General features: G+C 37.1%; 1 protein-coding gene and 1 pseudogene. Both read left to right on the top strand.

Features of this window, described 5'->3' with window-relative positions; all coding sequences use genetic code 11:
* Window positions 1-1,203: 1,203 nt before the first annotated feature.
* Window positions 1,204-4,341 (top strand): YadA-like family protein, encoded by a 3,138-nt coding sequence (locus tag ACFIMI_RS09295; protein WP_375692505.1) that lies wholly within the window; start codon window positions 1,204-1,206, stop codon window positions 4,339-4,341.
* 1,180 nt (window positions 4,342-5,521) lie between these two features.
* Window positions 5,522-7,062, top strand: a pseudogene (locus ACFIMI_RS09290) (hypothetical protein); the annotation flags it as partial.

The raw sequence follows: 7,062 nt of genomic DNA, 5'->3' as shown, positions 1-7,062 counted from the left end.
ATATGTCTGAAAATGGAAGATTTCGCTCTAACGTATCTGCAACGAGTGCTGGGGGACATTGGGGTGTAGGTGCTGGATTTAGGGTAACACTGAATTAACAATAGAAAATTCGAAATAAATTTTCCTTCTCTTATCAAATGCGTTACATGTGCCATTTAAAGAGAAGGAAAGTTATTTTCATCATAAATGAATAGCAATAGAAGATAAGGGCGTATTTCGAGTAAAAATATATTTTTTATTGTGAAATTTTATATCAAAAAATCATTTATCACCTCCAAAAGGAATTATTTGAGTAATCGATATTTATTTTTAAGAAAGTTTTGCCTTCTTGTCTCATCAGACAAGGGTGAAAATTTTATAAGAAGTGATATTTTACACAGAAATTCATAGAGTAGTATACTTGTAAAGTTTTATAATTGTATTCTGTAATAATAATCTTAGTGGGACTAATTTTAGTTACAGTGAAGCATTTTAACAAAAAACTACAAATGCCAGAGGGATGTTTTCATATAAATTAACAGACTACGTGTAACCGCACAATATTTGAAAACTATACAGTTTATAATTTTATAATAGAATATCCACTAGGGGTATTTTTAAAGAAATAAAAAGTCTCATTTTTTCCTTGCTATTTTTTAATAATCTGTATAGAGTGCGAAAAATTAATTAAAAGAAACTAGAAATCTTCTCGCAAAGCGGGGTGCGGTAAGTTATGGCAAAATTACAAAATCACAATCATCTAATCTCAAAGAGCTTTAAGAGATACAAATATAAAACTCAGGGATATCTCGCTTATTTTCACGACAAAAGCACAATAACCCTACAAAAAACGCTCTAAATTACTCAACAAACAGCTTAACTCCCTTCCGCAATAAACATTTTATTGCCTCTTAAACACACAACCCCTAATAATAGTACACAAATATGTTTTTTCTACACTTTTTTCACCTTTCTTCACCTTTAAATTTAAAGGCTCTGCTGAAGAAAAACACCCCTCCTTAAAGGGGGATAAATAAAAACCACATTAATTGGACTATCGATCAACGTCAACTTCTATCTCATTGATATCTTAGATAGTCCTCTTCCGCATTATGACAACCCTAATCTTTTATAAAACAAGAAAAAACAATCTCTGGAGCTTAGTAGCACCGGAATATGTCTTTTTGATGTTTTAAATATCTTTTTTTACTTAGAGGATTTATTATGAAAAAAATATATACCACACCACACACGCTAGCAGTGAGTAATTTAAAAAATTCTTGCTCGTCTTATCGATTACCTTTTATTAAAACGCTTTCATTAGTGTCAGTAGCTGTCTTTTTATCAAATGCTTCTCCTGTTTTTGCTTGTGATCTTTGGGGTAATGTAGCACAGTATTTTGGCGGAGGTACAAATATACGTAAAAGTATTGCGCCAACCTATATAATTAACGGTAAAATATATAGAGATGTTGGTTCTGCGCTGTATGGTTTGGAGAATTATGTCGCTGAAACCAGGTATGATAAGCTTGTTAAGCAAGATGCATCAGGACTTATTACAATTGGTGCGGACGTAGGTGGTAATAGAATAACTATCGCAAATAGCTCTCATGGATTGAGGACTCTTACTGGTGTTGCTGATGGTTGGGTTTCGCCAATCTCGTATGATGCAGTCAATGGTTCTCAGCTTTTTTCCCAAGGCATCAGTACTGCGATCTCTTTTGGCGGTGGTGCTGGATACGATAGAAAAGGAAACTGGATAGCTCCTACTTTTACAGTTAAGGTCTTTGATAAAAATGGTAATGGAGCTGAAAAGGATTATAAGAATGTTGCGGATGCCTTTACTGGCGTAAGTAGTTCTTTCACGAATCTTGATGCAAAGATTGAAAATATTAAGGTAGCAAGTAATAGTCTTGTTAAGCAAGATGATACAGGACTTATTAGCATTGGTGGAGAAGTAAGTGGAACTAAGGTAAGCATTGCAAACGTTGATAATGCAGTTCGGACTCTTTCGGGTGTTAAGGCTGGTTCGATTGCAGCAGCGTCCACCGATGCGATAAATGGTTCTCAACTTTATGCCATGAGCAATGTAGTTGCAGGCTATTTTGGTGGTGGTGCTGGCTATAAAGATGGAAACTGGAGTGCTCCTACTTTTACAGTTAAGGTCTTTGATAAGGATGGTAATGGAGCTGAAAAGAAGTATACTAATGTTGCGGATGCCTTTACTGGCGTAAGTGGTTCTTTCACAAATCTTGATAAAAAGATTGAGAATATAGTCATTAATGGGACAGGTGATGATCTTGTTAAGCAAGATGATGCCGGACTTATTACCATTGGTGGAAAAGTAAGAGGGGTCCAGGTAAATATAGCAAATGTTGATAATGTGGCACGGACTCTTGCGGGTGTTAAGGCTGGTTCGATTACAGCAACATCGACTGATGCGATAAATGGCTCTCAATTTTATGCCATGAGCAATGTAGTTGCTAGCTATTTTAGTGATAATGCTGGATATGATAAAGATGGAAACTGGAATGCTCCTACTTTTACAGTTAAGGTTTTTGATAAAAATGGTAGTGGGACTGAAAAGAACTATAAGAATGTTGGGGATGCGCTTTCTGGTGTAAGTAGTTCTTTTACGAATCTTAATCAAAAGATCGAAAGTGTGACAGGTGATAGTTTTGTTAAGCAAAATAGCGCTGGGCTTATTACGATTGGTGGAGACAAGGGTGGTGATAGAATAGATATTGCAAACGGTATTAATTTTCCACGAGTTATCTCTGGTGTTAAAGGGGGTGCATTTACGGCAACATCGACCGAAGCAGTAAATGGTGGTCAAATTTATTTGATGGCTCAGGCATTTGCAAGTTATTTTGGCGGTGGTGCTGGCTATAAAGATGGAAAATGGTCACCTCCTACATTTACAGTTAAAGCCTTTGATAAGGATGGTAATGCAACTGAGAAAAACTATACTAATGTTGCAGATGCGTTTTCTGGCGTTAATAGTGCTTTCACAAGTTTGAATGAGGAGATTGTTAAGATAAAGAATAAGCCTGGTATTGAAGAAAAGGAACGCCCCCATCAAGACGGTGATTTGAATGATATTATTTCAGAAGGCTTTCCTTTTATGAGAAGCTTACCTAGTGCTTTAGGTAATGTGAAGGTTCCAACTACGATAACTGTTGCTCCTAAATCACCATTAAAACAAGTAAGTTTTATGAGTAGTGAAGGTGAAAGCCGGCGTCTTTTTGATATTGCTGCTGGTGAGATTTCAGAAACGTCGACTGATGCTATAACTGGTTCTCAGCTCTATTCGATAAACAACCAGATTGCTACTTATTTCGGTGGTGGTTCTGGATATAAAGGTGGAAATTGGAGTGCTCCGACTTTCACAGTTAAAGCCTTTGATAAGGACGGGAATGAGATTGATAAAGAGTATACTAATGTCGCGGATGCATTTGCTGGCGTTAATAGTGCTTTGGCAGGTTTAAATCATCAGGTTGTTGATATGAAGAATGGCCTTGGTATTGGTGAAACAGAGGGTAAACCACAAAATGGTGATCCTTCGGATGTTATTTCAAAAGGCTTTCCTTTTATGAGAAGCGCACGTTTTCTAAGAAGCTTACCTCTTGCCATAGATGAGGAAGAAAGCGCCATAGATGAGGCGGATAATTCAACCACGGTAACTGTTGCTCCTAGTGAAATTTTAGAAAAGTCAACTTATGAGGTGACTGACAATCAGTTTTCACAGATGAGTAACAGGGTAACAGGCGTTGAAAAAAAGGTAGACAGCGTTACAGACAGGGTAACAGAAGTTGAAAACAAGGTGAATGTTGCGGTTAGCTATGATACCGATGATAGCGGAAAGAAAATCAGTAGCATCACTCTAAAAGGTGTCGATGACAGTGAGCCTGTTTTGATTACTAATGTTAAAGATGGAAAAATTGAACATGGCTCTAAGGACGCAGTGAATGGTGGTCAGTTATACGATCATACCGCGGAGCAGATGAAGATTACTCTTGAAAGTGCGAAAAAGTATACGGACGATCAAGTCAATAATGGTGTTAACGAGGCAAAATCCTATACCGATATGAAGTTTGACGCACTAAGTTATGATATTACGAATGTGCGCAAAGAGGCAAGGCAAGCAGCAGCGATTGGTTTGGCAGTCTCTAACTTACGTTACTTCGATGACCCAGGATCTGTGAGTGTTTCATTTGGTGGCGGTTTTTGGCGTGGACAATCTGCCTTTGCGATTGGTGCAGGTTATACATCTGAAGATGGCAAGATTCGTTCTAATCTATCAGCAACCAGTGCTGGCGGTCAGTGGGGTGTAGGTGGTGGAATAACTCTGAAATTAAAATAACACCAGAGAATATGAAAAACTACAATTTAAGCGAAGCTTCGCCCTTGTCTTCTTAGACAGGGGCGAAATTTTATATTATAGAGAAGTAATATTTTGCAGAGAAGGCCATAGAGTAGTATATTTATAAAGTCTTATAATAATTAAAGTCTTATACCAATGTATTCTATAGTAATAATCTTAGTGAGATTGATTTTAGTAAGAAGTAAAGCACTTTAACAAAAATTTTACAAATACAGAGTAGTACTCTCAGTGCGTAATTGCGCAGTATTTTAAAACTGTACGTTCTATAATTTCATTGATAGAAAATATCCATTGGGGGATACGTTTAAAAATTTAAAAATCCTATTTTATTATTTTATTTATTTGCTCTGTACATAGCAGTAGCAATCATGAGGCACGCAACAGCAGCAATTATTAGTAAGACTCATTTTGATCAAAATGGGACACTTAAATAAAACTATGAAACAGAATCTCTAGACAAGTCTATAGTGCATGGAATCTATGAGTTTTAAAGTTATAAGGATATTTCACGGTTATATAAATCGGAAAGACTCATTCTGTAAAAATAATTAAATTCATTTTCTTCTTGCTATTTCACTCAATAGTCTATAACATCACAAAATATTCTTTAGTAAGACTCATTTTGGCAAAAACAGAAAAATGCTCGCAAGGGGGGGCAGTTGATTATGAACAACACACACAATCATCCTCATTTTACTCTAAAGCTTAAGAGTATGCCGCTTATCCCCGCGATAAAAGCGTAATGATTTCACAACAAGTACTCTAAATCATTCAGCCAACAACTTAAACTTTTCCCCTAATAATACCTTACAGCTTCTTAATCATATAAAATGAACTCTTTTACTTTTAAAATTATAAACCGCAGACCTAACAATAGGGTGCAAGTATGTCTTCTTCATACCTGTTTTTCACCCTCATCCAGGAGTTTTGTTGCAAAAAAAGCACCCTTCTTAAAGGCGGAAAAAATAAAAAACCCATTAACCACATCGTTTATCAAGATTGATTGCAACCTTGCTAGACTTCTAATTACTTCTGTTCGCCTCTGCGGCAAACTCAAACTTTATAAAGAACAAAAAAAATCACGTCGTTAATCACTTCTAACACTGAAATATGACTTTTTAATGTTCTAAATATGTCTTTCCTATTTGGAGAATTTGTTATGAAAAAATTATATACCACACCAAAAGCGCTAGTGGTGAATGATTGTAAAGATTCTTGCTCGTTTTATCGACGGCTTTTTATTAAAGCGCTTTCATTGGCTTCAGTGATTATATTTTTATCAAATGTTTCTCCTGTTGCTGCTGCTACTCAGATTTTAAATAACATATCAAAAGACTTTAGTGGTGGTACAAATGCGCTTAAAGGTATACCGCCAGCCTATGTAGTTGGCAGTAAATTGTATAGAGATAGTGGCTCTGCATTTGTAGAGGGGGAGGATGCCCCCAAGAACTTAAGTCTTAATATTAAGTTTCAGACTAAAGCTGCTTTTGATACTGCATTTGCAGGTACGGAAGGTTATAAGAATGTAGAAGGTTATAAAAGTGTTGCGGATGCATTTTCTGGCACTAATAGTGATTTGGCAGGTTTAAATCATCAGATTGTTGAGATAAAGGAACCCCATGCTATTGGGGGAAAACAAGATAATCCATCTCACGGTGATGATCTGCATGAAAATACAGACAACTTTTCTCTTATAAGAAGCTTATCTCGTGAACTAGTCCGAGCGGACGATGAAAAGATGATAACTATTGCTGGTACCTCACCATTAACTCAAATAACTATTCGGAATAGTAAAGGTGAGACACGGCGTCTTTTGGATGTTTCTCCTGGTGAGCTCTCAAAAACGTCAACCGATGCCGTTAATGGTTCCCAGCTTTATACGTTAGGCACTGGGGTTGCAAAATCTTTAGGTGGTAATGCTAGTTATGCGGATGGAACTTGGAGTGTACCTACATTCACGGTTAAGAGCGTGAAAGAAGATGGCAAAACAGAAGATAAAGAGTATCATGATGTAGCAACAGCGTTTGCTGGTGTAGGAACTTCTTTCGTAAATATGAATAATTCTATCACGAATATTAAGAATGAACTTAGCAAAGATATTGCTGAAGCAAAGAGTGATTCCTTGCATTGGAGCGATACTGCACATGCTTTTGTAGCGACGCATGGAGAGAAAGATAGCAAAAGTAATAGCAAGCTTACATCTCTTTTAGATGGTTCGATTAATGCTGGTTCCACGGATGCCGTAACGGGTAATCAGCTTCATGCTCTAGGTAGCAGTGTTGCAAAATCTTTAGGTGGTAATGCTAAGTATGAGAATGGCACGTGGAATGCTCCTACATTCAAGGTTAAGCGATTTAATTCTGATGGTGATGTTACTGATTCGACTTATGATAGTGTCGCGTCTGCTTTTGCCGGTGTTGGTGATTCTATCACGAATATTAAAAATGAGATTAGCAAAGAAATTGCTGGTGAAAAGAGTGATTCTTTAATCTGGAGCCAAACCGCGAATGCCTTTGTAGCGACGCATGGTGAAGAGAATACAAGTAGCAAGATAACGTCTCTTAAAAATGGAGACATTAGTAGAACGTCAACGGATGCTGTAGCGGGTAACCAGCTATATGCCCTAGGGAGCGGTGTTGCGCAGTCCTTAGGTGGTAAAGCTAAGTATGAGAATGGCACATGGACAGCTCCGACTTACGA

The organism is Bartonella sp. AP4SXKL (genome assembly GCF_042195845.1).
Classification (GTDB): domain Bacteria; phylum Pseudomonadota; class Alphaproteobacteria; order Rhizobiales; family Rhizobiaceae; genus Bartonella.
The sequence above is the reverse complement of the archived record's forward strand: the minus strand, read 5'-3'. Positions and strand labels throughout refer to the sequence as shown.

Bases quoted from the DNA above. Each gene is read 5' to 3' on its own strand.
- ACFIMI_RS09295 (WP_375692505.1), top strand. From the start codon at position 1,204: ATGAAAAAAATATATACCACACCACACACGCTAGCAGTGAGTAATTTA.